This is a genomic window from Corynebacterium sp. CQ3829_602738 (assembly GCF_054478435.1).
Map to the genome: position 1 here is coordinate 2,122,226 of NZ_CM137003.1, position 15,746 is coordinate 2,137,971.

The following is a 15,746-nucleotide window of genomic DNA, read 5'->3' on the forward strand; positions in this document are numbered from 1 at the left end:
GTTGTCGCTGGAGTGAGTATTTTCCGTGTGAACTCAATGAGCTGCCCCGCTTGAGGCGCGGTGTGCCCTGCACGCACACGACCAGAGGAGGGCTGCGCACCCCGTGCTGAAACTGCTCATCGCGCTCACCGCCGCCACGCTGGCCGCCCCTGTGCTCCTCCGCACGGTGGGCCGCGCCGCGTTCGGCTTTCTGGCGCTGGTGCCGCTGGGCGGGTTTATTTGGGTGGCTCGCCTGTTCGCCACCGGGGTATTCCGCGACGGCGGCGAGGTCAAGGCGGCGTTCACGTGGATGCCGTCCACAAACCTCAACTTGGAATTCCGCCTGGATGCGCTCGCGGGGCTGTTCAGTCTGATCATCCTGGGTATCGGCGCGCTAGTGCTTCTGTACTGCTGGGGGTATTTCGACTCCAACCCGCGGCGCCTGGCCAAGTTCGGCTTCGAGCTGACGCTTTTCGCCACGGTCATGTACGGCCTGGTCATCGCCGACAACTTCCTGCTCATGTACGTGTTCTGGGAGTTGACGTCGGTGCTGTCCTACATGCTCGTGTCCTATTACGGCGAGCGCGCATCTTCTCGACGCGCCGCCATGCAGGCGTTGATGGTGACCACCCTCGGCGGGCTGGCCATGCTCGTGGGCATCAACCTGCTCGGCTTTAAGGCGCAGATTTGGAAGCTGTCGGACATCCCGCAGATCACCGACATTGAAAACACCCCGGCGATCTCCACCGCCATCGTGCTGATCATGCTGGGTGCGCTTACCAAGTCCGCCCAGTCGCCCTGGCACTTCTGGCTGCCCGGCGCGATGGCCGCGCCCACCCCGGTGTCCGCCTACCTGCACTCCGCAGCCATGGTGAAGGCCGGCATTTACCTGGTGGCACGTTTGGCGCCGGACCTGTCCGCGGTGAACACCTGGCACCTGGTGGTGCTGTCCACCGGCGGGTTCACCATGCTGCTAGGCGGCTGGATGGCGCTGAAGCAGCGTGATTTGAAGCTGATTTTGGCCTACGGCACCGTCAGCCAGCTGGGCTTTATCACCACCGTCATTGGCGTGGGCTCGCGCGAGGCCACCATGGCCGGGTTGGCCATCACGTTCGCGCACTCGCTGTTCAAGGCGACGCTGTTCATGATCGTCGGCGCGATCGACCACACCACCGGCACCCGCGACATCCACGAGCTGTCCGGACTGGGCCGAAAGCAGCCGCTTTTGGCCACGCTGGCGATTATCTCCGCCGCCTCCATGGCGGGCATCCCGCCGCTGTTCGGATTCGTGGCCAAGGAGACGGCGCTGGACGCCATCCTGCACGAGGAGCTGCTCACCGGCATGCCTGGCAAGATCACCCTGGTGGCGCTCGTGGTCGGCTCGATCCTGACCATGGCGTACTCGCTGTACTTCGTCTACGGCGCGTTTGCCACCAAGGGCCAGCCGTGGGTGGACGGGCAGTCCCCGGCGGTGCGCGACATGCACTCCCCCAGCCCGAAGCTGTGGCTCTCCCCCGCGGTGCTCACAGCCTGCACGGTGGGCTTCGGCGTGGTGCCGGCGGGGCTGTCCGCGCCGATCAACGAGTACCTCAACGTGCGCTTCCCGGACGTCGAGGGCTCGGAGCTTGCGCTGTGGCACGGGTTCACGGTGCCGCTGGCGCTGTCCGGCGTGATCATCTTCGCCGGCGCCATCATGTTCTGGCAGCGCGACGTGGTGGCGAAGGCGCAGTTCGAACGCCCCGCACTCGGCGACGCCAACGCGGTGTGGGACAACATCATGAACACGCTGCGGCGCTGGTCGCTGAAGCTGACGGCGTCAACGCAGCGCGGCTCGCTGACCATCAACCTGGCCGTCATCTTCACCTTCCTGGCCGTGGTGCCGCTGGCCGCGCTGATCCTGGGAGATTCCAACAACATCCGCATGCAGGTGTGGGACAACGTCTGGCAGGGCCTGGCCGTCACCATCATGGCCGGCCTCGCGTTTTTCGCCGCCGTGCAGCGCAACCGCCTCTCCGGCGTGATCATGGTGGGCCTGACCGGCTACTTCATGGCACTGATCTTCGTCCTCCACGGCGCACCGGACCTGGCGCTGACGCAGGCGTTGGTGGAGACCATCGTGATGGTGGTGTTCATGCTGGTCCTGCGCAAGATGCCCACGGAAACGGAGCAGCGCAACGAGGACAACCGCCTGCGCGCCTGGCTGTCCATCGGCACCGGCGTTTCCGTGGTCACGGTGGCGATGACGGCCATGTCCGCGCGCGTCGCCGAGCCGATTTCCAAGTACATGCCGGAGCTGGCCTACGAGATTGGCCACGGCCGCAACACCGTCAACGTGCTGCTGGTGGACCTGCGCGCGGCGGACACGTTCGGCGAGACGCTGGTGCTGGTGGTCGCCGCCACCGGCATCGCCAGCCTGATCTTCGGCACCTTCCACTTCGACCCGGAGTCGCGCCGGCCCACCCTGTCCACCACTAAGGCGCGCTGGCTCGCCTCCGGCGTGGAGACGGAGACCGCTCAGAACCGCTCCATCCTGGTGGATGTGGTCACGCACCTGCTCTTCCCTTCGATGATGCTGCTGTCGGCCTACTTCTTCTTCTCCGGCCACAACGCCCCGGGCGGCGGGTTCGCCGGCGGGCTCGTCGCCGCGCTTGCGCTGACGCTGCGGTACCTAGCGGGAGGACGCAGAGAAGCAGAAGAAACGCTCCCGGTGCACCCGGGCAAGGTCATGGGCATCGGCATCATGTTCACCACCGCGGCCGCGGTCGCCCCGATGTTCTTCGGAATGCCGCCGCTGACCTCCTCGTACGCGGAATTCGACGTGCCGCTCATCGGCGATGTGACGGTGCCGTCGGCGCTGATTTTCGACGCGGGCATCTACATCATCGTCGTCGGGCTGATCATGCACGTGCTGGCCTCCATGGGCGCCTACCTGGACCGCGAGGAGGACACTCGAAAGCAGCGCGCCCGCGACCGCGCGCGCAAGCTGCAGGCCAAAAACGAGCAACGCCGCAGGCTCATGTCCAGGAACCGCAGAGCCCGTTACAACGAGCGCAGGGCGGCGGCGGCCAGCGGATCGTCCATAAGCAAACGCGAAAGGAGAGGCGAGTAAATGGAAGCGAACCTGTTCCTGCTCATCGGCTCCGGCGTGCTGATCGCGTGCGGCGTGTACCTGATGCTGGACAAGTCCATGACCCGCATGATCATGGGCGTGACCCTGATCGGCAACGGCGCCAACCTGCTGCTTCTGCAGTCCGGCGGGCCCGCCGGCTCCCCGCCGATCATCGGGCGCGACTCCAAAGCGGCCGCCGACAGCGCGGACCCGCTGGCGCAGGCGATGATCCTGACCGCGATTGTGATCTCCATGGCCATGGTCGGGTTCATGCTCGCCCTGGCCTACCGCCAGTACCGCTACCGCACCGACGACATCGTGGAGCGGGACGAGGAGGATCGCGCAATCGCCGCGCGGCCGAAGTCCGCCTCCCCGGACCGCGACAAGTCCGACGACGCGCAGACCGGCAAGGCCAGCCCCTCCGGCGACGAGTTCGGCCCCAAGCCGTTCGAGGACCCGGTGAAGGAAGTCAAGGGAGGCCACGATGCGAAATAGTTTCATGGCCTTCGCCGACTGGGTGCTGCCCGCGATGCCGTACATGATCGTTATGCCGATCATCCTGCCCGCGTTCGCCGCCGGGCTGATCGTGCTGTTCCGCGGCGTGAACCTGCAGCGCTTCATCGCCCTGGGGACCCTGGCGGCGCTGACCGTGATCGCCGCGGTGATGATCATCGTCGCCGACACCCACGGCATCCAGACCGTGCAGATGGGCGGCTGGGACGCGCCGGTGGGCATCACGATGGTGGCGGACCGGCTGAGCTCGATCATGCTGTTCGTCTCCTCCATCGTGCTGTTCGCGGTGATGTGGTACGGCATCTCGCAGGGGCTTCGCGACGGCGACGACGACGACCCAGTCGCCGTCTTCCTGCCCACCTACATGCTGCTCAGCATGGGCGTGAACCTGTCCTTCCTCGCCGGCGACCTGTTCAACCTCTACGTCGGCTTCGAGGTGTTCCTGGTGGCCTCCTACGTGCTGCTCACCCTGGGCGCGTCCCCGCAGCGCGTGCGCGCCGGCATCGGCTACGTCATGGTCTCCATGGCGTCGTCCATGGTCTTCTTGTTCGCGCTCGCGCTGGTGTACGCGTCGGTGGGCACCGTGAACATGGCGCAGGCCGGCATCCGCATGGAGGAGCTTCCCACCGGCACCCGCGCCGCCATCTTCGCCACTTTCATCGTGGCCTTCGGCATCAAAGCGGCGATCTTCCCGCTGGACGCGTGGCTGCCGGACTCCTACCCCACCGCTGCCTCCATCGTCACCGCCGTGTTCGCCGGGCTGTTGACCAAGGTGGGCGTCTACGCGTTTATCCGCGTGCGCTCCACCGTGTTCACCGACGGCGCCCTGGATTCCACGCTGATGGTCATTGCGCTTTTGACCATGATCGTGGGTGTGATGGGCGCGATCGCCCAAAACGACATCAAACGTCTGATGTCCTTTACCCTGGTCAGCCACATCGGCTACATGATCTTCGGCGTCGCCCTCGGTTCCGTTGCCGGCCTGTCCGGCGCCATCTTCTACGCGGTGCACCACATTCTGGTGCAGACCTCCCTGTTCCTGGTGGTGGGCCTGGTGGAGCGCCAGGCCGGCTCCGCGCAGCTGCGCCGTTTGGGCTCGCTGCTCTACACCGCGCCCGTGATTGCGCTGCTCTACCTCATCCCCGCGCTCAACCTGGGCGGCATCCCGCCGTTTTCCGGCTTCCTGGGCAAGGTCATGCTCATCCAGGCCGGCGCAGAGGACGGCTCCTGGCTGGCGTGGGTGCTTATCGGCGGCGCGGTGGTCACCTCGCTGTTGACCCTGTACGCCATGATGACCGTCTGGTCCAAGGGCTTCCTGCGCGACCGCGTGGACGCACCCGAAGGCGACGTCGTCCTGGCGCGCCCGGCCAACCTTGCCGCGCGCGAAGAAACCGTCGCATCGGGCGACCGCGACGACGTCGGCCGCGTGCCCGCTGGCATGTTTTTGTCCACCGCGTTGTTGGTGCTTGCGTCGACAGGCATCACGTTTTTGGCCGGCCCGATCTCCAACATCACGGACCGCGCTGCCCAATCCGCCCAGGACCTGTCCATCTACAGAAGCGCCGTGCTTATCGACGACCCTTCGGCCCCCACACGCAACCTCGACGCCTTCCGCGAACAGACCGGTGCCGGCGGCGGCCGGGACTCCCTCGAGCACCGGGACTCCTCCCGCCCCGCCGGGCCCACCAGCACCGGCGTGACCACCGAGATGGTGCCCGAACCCGCGGACGCCGAATCGAATGAGGTGACCCGCTAATGCTCCAAGGAGTCGCCCACCGCTTCCGCCCGCTGACCGTGGCGTGGCTGACGTTCATGTGGATCCTGCTGATGGGCCAGCTCAGCTGGGGCAACCTCGTCGCCGGGCTGGGCCTGGGGTTGCTCATCGTGCTGGCGCTGCCGCTGCCGCCGGTGCCGCGCAGCGGCAACCGGGTGAACTGGCTGAAGCTCGCCGCGTTCATGTTCGAGTGGTTCTTCGACCTGCTCGTGGCGTCCGCGAAGGTGGCGTGGCTGTCGCTGCGCCGCGCGCCGCAGCCGCGCAACGCCGTGCTGCGCGTGCCCATGCGCCTGAGCAACGAGCTGGTGTTGTACCTGGCCACCTGCGCCTACAACCTGCAGCCCGGCGGCACCGTCACCGACATCGACCTGGCCAACCGCGAATGGACCATCCACGTCCTCGACGCCGAAGGCGACGCCGCCATCGCCCGCGAAATCGCCAACGTGCAGAAACTGGAGCGCCAAATGATCGCCATCTTCGAAGGAGGCCGCTGACATGCACAGCACCGCCTACACCGTCTGCCTCACCGTGGCCGCCGTGTTCCTGGTCGCCGGGTTCTTCATCTTCGCCTGGCGCGCCATCGTCGGCCCCGACTCCATGGACCGCATGCTGGCCAACGACGGCATCACCGCCTCCCTCCAGTGCGCCCTGGCCCTGTACATCTGCTGGACGCTGGACACCACGGTGGTCAACGTCATGATCGTCATCGCCCTGCTCGGCTTCATCGCCACCCTGTCCGTGGCCCGCTTCCGCAAGAGGGACGGTTCCCTATGATTTCCGACATCATCTCGCTGGTGTTCATCCTCCCCGGCGCGTTCATGGTCTTCTCCGCCGCCGTGGGCACCGCCCGGTTCAACTCCACCCTGGCGCGCGTGCACGCCATCACCAAACCCCAAACCACCGGCCTGGTGCTGATGATCACCGGCACCATCATCCGCGTGGTCACCGCCGAGGAATTCAGCGTGCACGAACGCGGCGACATCGGCATGATGGTGCTGCTCGTGATTTTCGCCCTGATGACCAGCCCCGTTACCGCGCAGCGTCTCAGCCGCATCGCGCGACGCGAAGGCCTCTACGGCGACGACGAGCAGCTCACCCGCAACGACCGCCCCGCCAGCTACCACCCGCGGCGCGTCAACCCTAAAGGCTGAGCTCCCACATCTCCGCGCAGGTTGCGTCCACGACGTCCTTCCAATCCCCGGTGCGCTGGTAGATCGCGCGCTGGCGCTCATAGCCGGCGCCGCGCTCGATGATCTCGCGGACCAAGTTCAGCTCGTCGACGCAATCGAGGTCGGCGGCGACGGGCGTGAGCTCGTCGATAAGCAACTGCAACTCGTTTTTGATCCAGTCCTCGTCGGTGTCGCGACTCGTGATCACCAGGGCGTCCATGCCGTAGCGGGCGCCGCGCCACTTGTTCTCCGCGACGTGCCACTGCTGCAGCGTGGGCAACTTCTCGCCGCGCTCGAGCATGCGGTCGTAGTGGACGACCAGGCAATGCGTCAGCGCCACGACGGCCGCGAGCTCGCGTAGGTTACTCGTGGCGTCCGAGATGCGCACCTCGACGGTGCCCCACTTCGCGGCCGGGCGGACGTCGAAATGCATGGAGCCCGTGTGGTTGATCACGCCCGACGTCTGCTGGTCGCGCATGAAACCGACCCACTCGTCCCAGCTCTGGAACTGGTACGGCATGCCCGCGGTGGGCAGCTGCTGGTACAGCATCGTGCGGTTCGACGCGTAAGACGTGTCGATGCCGTCCCACCCCGGGCTGGACGCGCTGATGGCGAGGAGGTGCGGGTACTTGGTCATCACAGCGTTGATGATCGGCCACACCTTGTCCTCGTGGCTGATGCCGACGTGGCAGTGGATGCCCCACAGCAGCATGTGCTGGCCCCAGTACTGCGTGCGGTTAACGATCTCCTCGTACGTGTGCTTCGGGCTCAGCGGATTCGTGCGGAAATCCGAGAACGGGTGGCCGCCACTCGCCCAGAGCTTGAGGCCCATCTCGTCGGCGACCTCCTTGACGGCGTTGAGGTCTTTTTGCAGGGCCTGGATGGCCTCTTTGGTGTTCGCGCAGATCGGGGTGACCAGCTCGATGGTGTTCTGCAGGAACTCCGGCTCGAGGTGGACGTCCGGGTGGCGGACCTGCACCTCTTCGATCACCTCGGCAGCGCGGGGCACCAAATCGCGCGTGACCGGGTCGACGAGGCAAATCTCCCACTCGACGCCGAGGGTGGGGCCGTCGGACCTGGCAAAATCGCGGAATGGATCCATAATGGACGAGCCTATCCTCTGCGGCGGCTGGGGCGGGTGCCAGAGGCGGGTTTATATGCGCGGGGTGGGTTGGGCTTTCGGTGCGCTGGCTTGCGGGGGCGCGCCGCCCCAACCCGCCAATGCGCCGAAACCGGCTACCTAGAACCGGTTACCAGCTTGATTGGGAGCGCGGACAAAAAGTTGGAGTGTTGGGGGCTGGAAGGTATTCCGATGCCCGCAGGTTTTCCATCTGATATCCGCGTTGGTGCGGTTGAGAGGTTTTTGGCTGGGTCGTCTGCCCGTGAGGTCTGCGACTGGGCTGAACACGCGTGTGGTCGCCGACCGTCGGTGGCCACGGTCGGCAACTGGGTTGCGGCCAAGCGTCGTGGCCAGAGCTTGGACGGTACGCGACGCGCCTACGACGCTGAGACCATCGCAAAAGTTGTCGCACGCAGATTGACCTCGCAGGCGACAGTGCGTGACATTGCCGTGGAGTTCGATGTCCACGACACCGCGGCACTGACCTGGACGAAGCGGTTTTGGCCCGACGATGACGAACGCGATTCGGCAGCGTCGATGACTTTCGACGAGGCCTATGCGGCGACAATGGAACGCGTGAGCAAACACCGCAAAGTCCAACGCAACCATCAGCAGCAGCGAGTCGATGAGGCAGCCAATGCGAAGAAACCACCCCGGCCAGTCAACGAGTGGCTGCCAGGGCCTGGGCCGATAGACGATATCGCTGATTTACCCAGTGACATGGACGAGCTGAAAAAACTCGTTGTTGAGATGCGCGACCGGGAAACGGTCAAAGACGCCATTATCCACGTGCTCATGAGCGATGGTGAGCCACGGGGAAAAGACAACGTCCGCGACGGTGAGTCGCGGGGAAAAGACGACGTCCGTGACGGTGAGCTGTCCACCGCGGCGAAAGCCGCAGTGGTGGTTGCCCTCACGGACGCCCACGAGTTTTCCATCGCTCGAGCATGCGCGGTCGTTGGGATTGCGCAGTCGACGTTTTACTACCACCGACACAAACACACGCAGGTAGTGCAACAGCGCGAACAGCGCCACGCTGCACTCAAACCGCTGATCTTGCAGGCAGCCGCCGAATCCGGGCAAAGCTACGGCTACCGGCGCATCCACGCCTGGTTAAAGATCATGGGGCATACAGTGTCGGAAAAGATCGTGCGCACCCTCATGAAAGAGCTTGGGTGCCGCCCGCCGGCGAAGGCGTCGGGCAAGTACTCCTCCTACACCGGTGAAACCGACCACAAACCGGCAAACCTGCTGCTGATCACCCCACCCGACAGCAGCGACGGGGATGCGGATTCGGATGCGGCCCGGCCGGTTGTTGCACCGTCGCAGTATTTCATCGACCACGCCGACACTCAGGGGCTGACCCACGATTTCCACGCGGATGCCCCGTGGGAGAAAATCGGCACCGACGTCACCGAAATCCACTGCCCAGACGGGAAGTTGTTCCTGTCGGCAGCGATCGATTTCTACGACGGGATGCCGATTGCGGTCACCATGTCGACGTCGCCGAATCACGACTTGGTCGCCGAGATGATCGCGCGAATCGACGAGGTAAAACCCGACGGTGCGCAACCGATTATCCATTCCGACCGTGGCGGGCTCTACCGCAGTGAACGCTGGGTCAGCCTGATCACCGACCACACCCACAACATCCTGGATTGCCCCGACTGCCAGGCCGATGCGTGGTGCGACACCCGGTGGCGATACATCCCGTCACTGTCACGCAAAGCCACCAGCGGCGACAACGCGCGCACCGAAGGGTTCTTCGGCACGATGAAACAAGAACTGCTCAAAGGCAGGCCTGTGGTGTCAACGATGACGGTGGAGCAAATGCGCGACTATATTGACACCTACATCGACTTCTACATTCACAGACGATTGAAGTCGACACTCGGCGACGGCTACACCACCATCGCCGAACACCGACAAGCACTGAGTGCATAACAACGAGACAAAGTCCCCCAAATGCACTCCAAGAATTTGTCCGCATCCCCATTTTCGCTTGGTAGCCGGTTCTAGGTAGCCGGTTTTTGGGAGGGAGCGCTCTGGGCGCGCGTAGCTAGCCCGCCAGGACCACCGCCACGGCGGCGCTGTTGTTCGCGGCCTGCTCCGGGATGCTCGTCGCACCCTCGGGGAGGTCGCCCTTCGCGCGGGCGGCGCCACCGACGCGGCGGGCGATGTCTGCCGCCACCTGCTCAGCGCCCGGGACGGCCGGGTCGAAGAAGACGTAGGTCTCCGGGAAGACGCCGTAGACCTGCTCCGGCATGTTCATCACTGCGGCGTCGGCGGAGTTGTTGGCCACGTTGTACTGGCCCTTCAGCTGGTCCGCGGTGCGGCTGGCCAGGTCCGGGGTGCCGGAGTTGTTGTAGACGTACACCTGGGCCGACGCGTTGTCGAGGCCCGCGCCCGCCGGTGCCGGGGCCGGCGCCGGTGCGGGCTGGCCGTTCTCGCCCTGGCCCTCGGCGCCCTCCGGACGCTGGGCGTTCGGGTCCTGGGCGTTGGGGTCCTGGGCCGGCTGGCCTTCAGTCTTCTGGCTGTTCTGGTCCGCGCCCGTTGCTGCGCCGCCCTGGCCCTCGGCACCCTGACCAGCGCCGTCAGCACTCTGGCCGTTCTGGCCAGCGCCGTCGCCGGCCGGCGCCGCCGCGGAGGAGCCCACCACGGTCGACGAGGTCGGCGCGACGCCCTCGCCGTCGCCGCCCTTGTCGTCCTGCGTCATCTTCCAAATCCCCCACAGCGCCAGCAGCGCCGCCACGGCGATCAGGATCATCGCCAGGCCGCGCTTCGGCAGGCCGCCTTCCGCGGCGCCGCCAGCAGCAGCTGCCTTACGACGTCCCTTCGGCTCGCCGTCGTAATCCTCCTCGTAGGCGCCGTCGTAGGGCTCGTCGTAAATCGCGTCGTCGGCGTTGCGGGAGCGGCGGCGCGCCCCAGCAGCACCAGCAGCACCGGCAGCGCCCGCCGCGGCGGCACCTGCGCCGGGGAGGTGGCGGGTGTCGTCGGCGTATCCGGCCTGGCCGGCCCCGTAACCGGCACCGTAATCGACGTCCTCGATGTACTCGGAGTCGTCGTCGCGGCGGTGGGCGCCGCGGTACTCGGTGTCGTCGACGATTTCGGCGTCGATCGGCTCGGCATCGTACGAGCCGTCGTACGCCTCGTCGTACGCGCCGCCAAACGAGTCGGAGTTGCCGGTGTAGCGCGTGGAGCCGGAGCCCGGCTCGAACTCGGAGCCGGGACGGTTGTTGCCATAGTTGTCGTTAGTCACATCGGCAACTCTAACCACACCGCCCCGGAATCCAGGCGCAACACACCGTAAAGCTGAACTAGAGGTTGGGGGACCTTTGGTCGTCGCGAAGCCTTTGCAAACGCCGCACCAGTTGGGGCTCGGCCGCAAGCGCATCGGGCGAGTCGAGCAACCTATTCAAACGCTGGTAGTAGCGGATGGGCTGCATGCCCAGCTCAGCGCGCACCGCATCCTCGCGCGCGCCGATCGACCTGGGGGCGCGCGCGGCGAAGCGGAGCACGGAAAGGTCGGTCTCTGAAAGCATGCCTAATATATTGGCATGACCATCCGACCCATCGTTATCCACGGCGACCCGGTGCTGCACGAGCCGACCAAGGAAGTCACGCAGCCCGTCGAGGAGCTGCAGGAGCTCATCGCCGACATGCACGAAACCATGGACGCCGCCCACGGCGTGGGCCTGGCCGCCAACCAGATCGGCGTGCCGCTGCGCATCTTCGTCTATCACTGCCCGGACGGCGATCAGATGCGCCGCGGCACCGTGATCAACCCGGTGCTGGAGACCTCCGAGATCCCCAAGACCATGCCCGCCGACACCGGCGAGGACGACGAAGGCTGCCTGTCCGTGCCGGGCTACGGCTGGCCCACCGGCCGCGCGGACTGGGCGAAAGTGACCGGCCTGGACGAAGACGGCAACGCAATCGAGGTCGAGGGCACCGGCTTTTTCGCCCGCTGCCTGCAGCACGAAACGGGCCACCTGGACGGCTTTTTGTACACCGACGTGCTCACGGGCCGCTACAAGAAGGAGGCCAAGCGCGTGATCCGCGACAACGGCTGGAAGGAAGCCGGCCACACCTGGCTTCCGGGCACGGACGAAGATCCGTTCGGCCACGACGATTAACGCGCTAAGATATCCGCCATGCGTATCCCCGCCGCCATCACCGCCGCGTCGCTCACCCTCGCTCCGGCGACGCCCGCGGAGCCAGTCGAGCAATTGCTTGACGACGTCTCCGCCACCCACGAGACCTCCATCACCGCCATCAACAGCGCAGAGACCGACGACGAGGTGCGAGACGTGCTCATCGCCTGGCGCAAGGAGCTCATCGCGGCCTCCGACGAGCTGGCCGAGCTGCGCGAGGAAGCCGCCGAAGACGGCCTGACCAAGGACGAGAAGGCCACCTTCGACGAGGCGGCTGCGGCGCTGAAGCGCGAGCGCGCGGGTGTGCGCCAGTTACGCTCGGAGCTTTTGCCTGACGACGAACCCGTGGTCGTGCCCGCCCCCATCGAGGGCCTCGGCGGGATCTTGGGCACCACCGCCATTGACGCGTTCGAGCGCTCCGAAACCGGCGACGCCCCGATCGTGTTCGGCATCCCCGGCGCGGAGCGCACGCACGATGCGGAGGAGGCGACCACACCGACGGTGGTCGAGGAGCCGACCACCCCGTCGACGTCGCCGGCTGTCGTCACTACGCCGGCCACCAGCGCGCCGGCCAGCACCGAAAGCAGCACCTCCCCCGCGTTCGGCCCCGAGGTGACGCACAGCGTGGAGCGTCTCCAGGACACCGAAACCTCCACCGACGAAACCACCACCACGGACACCACGACGACGGAGACCTCGTCCACCACCACGGACTCGTCGACCAGCTCTTCCTCGTCCACCACCACGGACACCTCCGCAACCACCACCGCGTCCTCGACCACCACGTCGAGCAGCCGCACGGTGCTGGAAAACCGCACCACGTCGGCGACGTCCAGCTCGACCACACCCACCTCATCCTCGTCCACCACGTCGAAGACGTCGTCGGCCACCACGACCGAGGACGATGACGAGCGCGACGACGACCTCGCCGACACCGGCACCCCGATGCGCGCCCTGATCGCCATCGGCATGCTCTCGCTGATGATCGGCGCTGCCCTGGTGCTGACCGGCGCGATCCGCCCGCGCGGGGCCCGCAAGTAGGCGTGTCCCGGATTTTCCGCTCAGACGACGTCGCGGTGGGCGATCGCGTCGTGGTGCGCCAGCGCCGCGGCGAGCACGCCAGCGACATCATCGGGCACGTCCTCAGCCTCGACCCGCTGGTGATACGCCCGCAGGAGGTCGGCGGCTTCCCCTCCTCCAAGGAGGCGATCGAGGTCACGGACCTGCACATCATCAAGAAGCTCTCCCCACGTACCGTGCGCAACTCGGAGATCCGCGGGCTGGAAAAATGCCTCGCAGACCGCCTCGACGTGCGCGAATCCGCGTGGGCCGGCGGCTGGCTCATGCGCGTCGGCGACACCGAGGAGGCCAACTCCGCGGTCCCGCTCGGCCCCTCGGCGGGCTTCGAGCCCTTGCCTATCGACGCCATCCGGTCCTTCTACGACCAGCGCGACCTTCCGGTGCGGCTGGTCATCCCGGAGCGGATCGGCAAACCGGCGCTGAAGGTGCTCGATCACGCATGGGAGCTCCAGGACGAGCAGATTGTCTGGGTTGCGGGGGAGGCCTTTGGTGTGGCGTCGATAGGCAATGTGCCCGAAGGGGCGCTGGAACACCACCGTAGGCGGCTGGCGCTAGGCTAGGCCGCATGCGAATCGCCACATGGAACGTCAACTCGGTGCGCACCCGCGCCGAGCGGATCGCCGCCTTCCTCGAACGCGAGGACGTGGACGTGCTGGCGATGCAGGAAACCAAAACCGCGGACGACAAGTTCCCCTACGCCACCTTCGAAGCCGCAGGCTACGAGGTCGCGCACGTCGGGGTCAGCCAGTGGAACGGCGTGGCGATCGCCTCGCGCGTGGGGCTGGACAACGTCCGCGACAGCTTCACCCGCCAGCCCGCGTTTGCCAAAAAGGGCGACCCGTCGGTGGAGGCGCGCGCGGTGGGTGCGGTGTGCGGCGGGGTGGACGTGTGGAGCCTGTACGTGCCCAACGGCCGCGACATCGGCGACCCGCACTACGACTACAAACTGCAGTTCCTCTGGTCCCTTGCCGACCAGGTCCAGCCCGGCGAGCTGCAGGTATACATGGGCGACTTCAACGTCGCACCCCGCGACGAGGACGTGTGGGACGTCGCCTGGTTCGAAGGCAAAACCCACGTGACGGAGCCGGAGCGAGCCGCGTTCCAGATGCTGATCGAGGCCGGGCTGCACGAGGTCACGCACGAGCAGCAGTACACGTTCTGGGACTACAAAGCCATGCGCTTTCAGAAGAACGAGGGCATGCTCATCGACTTCCAGCTGGCCACCAAGCCCATGTTCGACCGGGTCCAACGCGCGTTCGTTGACGTGGAGGAGCGCAAGGGCAAGGGCGCGTCCGACCACGCGCCCGTGATCGTGGACTACGACACCCGCGGCCTGGCCTACGACGAGGTGCGATGAGCCTGGATTTGTCCTGGTGGCAGTTCGCCGCCATGGTGGTGGATTACGCCATCAAGTTCGTGATGATCGGCGTGGTCCCCGGCGGGCGCAAACCCTCCTCCGCCAACGCCTGGCTGCTTTTGATCCTGCTGCTGCCGGTAGTGGGCCTGCCGCTGTACCTGCTGTTCGGCTCCACATTCGTCTCGCGCCGCCGCCACCGCATCCAAGTCCAGGCGCGCCGCGCGCTCGACGGCGCGTGGGCGGGCCCCGACGACACCATCGCCCACCTGCCGCCCGAAACCGCCTCGCTGGTGCGCCTCAACCGCGAACTCACCGGCTACCCCGCCGTCCGCGGCGAGGTGCGCGCGCTGTGGGCGGACTACCGCAAAACGATGCTGCGGATAGCCAAGCTTATCGACGAAGCATCCGCCACCATCTCCATCGAAATCTATGCCGTCGCCTGGGACGACACAACGGACGTGGTGTTCCGGGCGCTGCAGCGCGCCGTCGCGCGGGGAGTGCACGTGCGGCTGCTTTTCGACCACATCGGCTCCGCCAAATACCCCGGCTTCCGGGCTTTGAAGAAGCGGCTTACCGACATCGGCGTGGACTGGCACATGATGCTGCCCCTAGCTCCCTTGCGCGGCCGCTGGCGCCGCCCCGACCTGCGCAACCACCGCAAAGTGGTGGTCATCGACTCTGAGGTGGCGTTCGTCGGCTCGTTCAACCTCATCGACCGCGGCTACCTCATGCCCGGCCATGTGAAGGCCGGGCGCCAGTGGGTCGACGCTTTCGTGGAGCTGGAGGGGCCGATCGTGGAGTCCGTCGAGTCCATGTTCGCCGTGGACTGGTACACCGAATCCGGCGAGACGCTCGACGTGGTGGCTGGTTCCGGTGCTGGGGCTGGTGAGGGGGTGGCGGAGCCGTCGACAGGCGATGTGCTCCAGCTTGTCCCCTCCGGGCCCGGATACCTCACCGAGCCGAACCTGCGCATGTTCAACTCCATCGTCCACAACGCGAAAGAGCAGCTCACGCTGTGCTCGCCGTACTTCGTGCCCGAGGAATCGCTGCTGGAGGCCATCACCTCCGCGTGCTACCGCGGCGTGCGCGTGGACCTCTTCGTCGGCGAAAAGGCCGACCAGTTCATGGTGCAGCATGCGCAATCCGCCTACTACGAGGCGCTGCTGAAAGCCGGTGTGCGCATCTGGGAATTCCCCGCGCCGTACGTGCTGCACACCAAGTTCGTGCTTGCCGATCCGGGGCGCGAGGGCGCAGTCGGCGTGCTCGGGTCCTCCAACATGGACATCCGCTCGTTCTCGCTGAACTACGAATCCTCCCTGCTCGTCGCCTCCGGCGCGCTGCTTGGGGCGCTGGAGCAGCTGGGCGCGAACTACCAGGCCGTCTCGCGCGAGCTGACGCTGGAGCGGTGGGCGCGCAGGCCCTGGTACCGGCGGTACGTGGACAACGTGATGAAGCTGACGTCCGCGCTGCAGTAGGGGTTCTCACCTCCCC

15 protein-coding genes are annotated in these 15,746 nt (G+C 66.3%); 12 read left to right on the forward strand and 3 right to left on the reverse strand.

The genetic code is table 11. From position 1 onward, the window contains the following. Nucleotides 1-103 precede the first annotated feature (103 nt). The 6 genes from ACX1NL_RS10230 to ACX1NL_RS10255 are packed head-to-tail and all read left to right on the forward strand — an operon-like array spanning nucleotide 104 to nucleotide 6,526. Complete coding sequence (locus ACX1NL_RS10230) at nucleotides 104-3,088, forward strand: Na+/H+ antiporter subunit A (protein ID WP_458898089.1); 2,985 nt, start codon at nucleotides 104-106, stop codon at nucleotides 3,086-3,088. After that, nucleotides 3,089-3,583, forward strand: a complete 495-nt coding sequence (locus tag ACX1NL_RS10235) for a Na(+)/H(+) antiporter subunit C (protein WP_181889119.1) — start codon at nucleotides 3,089-3,091, stop codon at nucleotides 3,581-3,583. It begins immediately after the preceding gene. After that, nucleotides 3,573-5,357: a Na+/H+ antiporter subunit D gene (locus tag ACX1NL_RS10240; protein WP_458898090.1), complete on the forward strand. Its 1,785-nt coding sequence runs from the start codon at nucleotides 3,573-3,575 to the stop codon at nucleotides 5,355-5,357. Before ACX1NL_RS10235 ends, ACX1NL_RS10240 begins: the two co-directional genes overlap by 11 nt. Next, nucleotides 5,357-5,869: a Na+/H+ antiporter subunit E gene (locus ACX1NL_RS10245; protein ID WP_239306320.1), complete on the forward strand. Its 513-nt coding sequence runs from the start codon at nucleotides 5,357-5,359 to the stop codon at nucleotides 5,867-5,869. The genes ACX1NL_RS10240 and ACX1NL_RS10245 overlap by 1 nt, the downstream gene beginning before the upstream one ends. 1 nt (nucleotide 5,870) lies before the next feature. Continuing rightward, nucleotides 5,871-6,149, forward strand: coding sequence for a monovalent cation/H+ antiporter complex subunit F (locus ACX1NL_RS10250; RefSeq protein WP_070474753.1), 279 nt, complete (start codon nucleotides 5,871-5,873; stop codon nucleotides 6,147-6,149). Further along, nucleotides 6,146-6,526: a monovalent cation/H(+) antiporter subunit G gene (locus tag ACX1NL_RS10255; protein ID WP_181889122.1), complete on the forward strand. Its 381-nt coding sequence runs from the start codon at nucleotides 6,146-6,148 to the stop codon at nucleotides 6,524-6,526. Before ACX1NL_RS10250 ends, ACX1NL_RS10255 begins: the two co-directional genes overlap by 4 nt. On the opposite strand, the gene ACX1NL_RS10260 is transcribed toward ACX1NL_RS10255, so the two are convergent. Next, complete coding sequence (locus tag ACX1NL_RS10260) at nucleotides 6,516-7,646, reverse strand: glutamate--cysteine ligase (protein WP_458898091.1); 1,131 nt, start codon at nucleotides 7,644-7,646, stop codon at nucleotides 6,516-6,518. The two genes, ACX1NL_RS10255 and ACX1NL_RS10260, sit on opposite strands and share 11 nt — an antisense overlap. Before the next feature lie 327 nt (nucleotides 7,647-7,973). On the opposite strand from ACX1NL_RS10260, the gene ACX1NL_RS10265 reads away from it, so the two are divergent. Next, complete coding sequence (locus tag ACX1NL_RS10265; RefSeq protein WP_181889013.1) at nucleotides 7,974-9,608, forward strand: IS3 family transposase; 1,635 nt, start codon at nucleotides 7,974-7,976, stop codon at nucleotides 9,606-9,608. Nucleotides 9,609-9,723: 115 nt separating this feature from the next. Here ACX1NL_RS10265 and ACX1NL_RS10270 read toward each other — a convergent pair whose 3' ends face one another. Next, nucleotides 9,724-10,923, reverse strand: a complete 1,200-nt coding sequence (locus tag ACX1NL_RS10270) for a LytR C-terminal domain-containing protein (RefSeq protein WP_458898092.1) — start codon at nucleotides 10,921-10,923, stop codon at nucleotides 9,724-9,726. Nucleotides 10,924-10,981: 58 nt separating this feature from the next. Next, nucleotides 10,982-11,206, reverse strand: coding sequence for a DUF3263 domain-containing protein (locus ACX1NL_RS10275; protein WP_269951807.1), 225 nt, complete (start codon nucleotides 11,204-11,206; stop codon nucleotides 10,982-10,984). A 15-nt stretch (nucleotides 11,207-11,221) separates the two neighbouring features. Between ACX1NL_RS10275 and ACX1NL_RS10280 the strand changes: the two genes are divergently transcribed. Genes ACX1NL_RS10280 through ACX1NL_RS10300 form a run of 5 tightly spaced genes read left to right on the forward strand, consistent with a single transcriptional unit; the run spans nucleotide 11,222 to nucleotide 15,730 of the window. Further along, complete coding sequence (locus tag ACX1NL_RS10280; RefSeq protein ID WP_458898093.1) at nucleotides 11,222-11,800, forward strand: peptide deformylase; 579 nt, start codon at nucleotides 11,222-11,224, stop codon at nucleotides 11,798-11,800. An 18-nt stretch (nucleotides 11,801-11,818) separates the two neighbouring features. Further along, nucleotides 11,819-12,859, forward strand: a complete 1,041-nt coding sequence (locus tag ACX1NL_RS10285) for a hypothetical protein (protein ID WP_458898094.1) — start codon at nucleotides 11,819-11,821, stop codon at nucleotides 12,857-12,859. Between the two features lie 2 nt (nucleotides 12,860-12,861). Continuing rightward, nucleotides 12,862-13,458: a GNAT family N-acetyltransferase, cg3035/Rv0428c family gene (locus ACX1NL_RS10290; protein WP_458898095.1), complete on the forward strand. Its 597-nt coding sequence runs from the start codon at nucleotides 12,862-12,864 to the stop codon at nucleotides 13,456-13,458. 5 nt (nucleotides 13,459-13,463) lie between these two features. Then, on the forward strand, nucleotides 13,464-14,255 hold the full coding sequence (locus ACX1NL_RS10295; protein WP_239357499.1) for an exodeoxyribonuclease III: 792 nt from the start codon (nucleotides 13,464-13,466) through the stop codon (nucleotides 14,253-14,255). Then, nucleotides 14,252-15,730, forward strand: coding sequence for a phospholipase D-like domain-containing protein (locus ACX1NL_RS10300; RefSeq protein WP_458898096.1), 1,479 nt, complete (start codon nucleotides 14,252-14,254; stop codon nucleotides 15,728-15,730). Before ACX1NL_RS10295 ends, ACX1NL_RS10300 begins: the two co-directional genes overlap by 4 nt. Nucleotides 15,731-15,746: the final 16 nt, after the last annotated feature.

Bases quoted from the DNA above. Each gene is read 5' to 3' on its own strand.
- ACX1NL_RS10285 (WP_458898094.1), top strand. From the start codon at position 11,819: ATGCGTATCCCCGCCGCCATCACCGCCGCGTCGCTCACCCTCGCTCCG.
- ACX1NL_RS10280 (WP_458898093.1), top strand. From the start codon at position 11,222: ATGACCATCCGACCCATCGTTATCCACGGCGACCCGGTGCTGCACGAG.
- ACX1NL_RS10295 (WP_239357499.1), top strand. From the start codon at position 13,464: ATGCGAATCGCCACATGGAACGTCAACTCGGTGCGCACCCGCGCCGAG.
- ACX1NL_RS10275 (WP_269951807.1), bottom strand. From the start codon at position 11,206: ATGCTTTCAGAGACCGACCTTTCCGTGCTCCGCTTCGCCGCGCGCGCC.
- ACX1NL_RS10235 (WP_181889119.1), top strand. From the start codon at position 3,089: ATGGAAGCGAACCTGTTCCTGCTCATCGGCTCCGGCGTGCTGATCGCG.
- ACX1NL_RS10300 (WP_458898096.1), top strand. From the start codon at position 14,252: ATGAGCCTGGATTTGTCCTGGTGGCAGTTCGCCGCCATGGTGGTGGAT.
- ACX1NL_RS10245 (WP_239306320.1), top strand. From the start codon at position 5,357: ATGCTCCAAGGAGTCGCCCACCGCTTCCGCCCGCTGACCGTGGCGTGG.
- ACX1NL_RS10255 (WP_181889122.1), top strand. From the start codon at position 6,146: ATGATTTCCGACATCATCTCGCTGGTGTTCATCCTCCCCGGCGCGTTC.
- ACX1NL_RS10240 (WP_458898090.1), top strand. From the start codon at position 3,573: ATGCGAAATAGTTTCATGGCCTTCGCCGACTGGGTGCTGCCCGCGATG.
- ACX1NL_RS10250 (WP_070474753.1), top strand. From the start codon at position 5,871: ATGCACAGCACCGCCTACACCGTCTGCCTCACCGTGGCCGCCGTGTTC.
- ACX1NL_RS10260 (WP_458898091.1), bottom strand. From the start codon at position 7,646: ATGGATCCATTCCGCGATTTTGCCAGGTCCGACGGCCCCACCCTCGGC.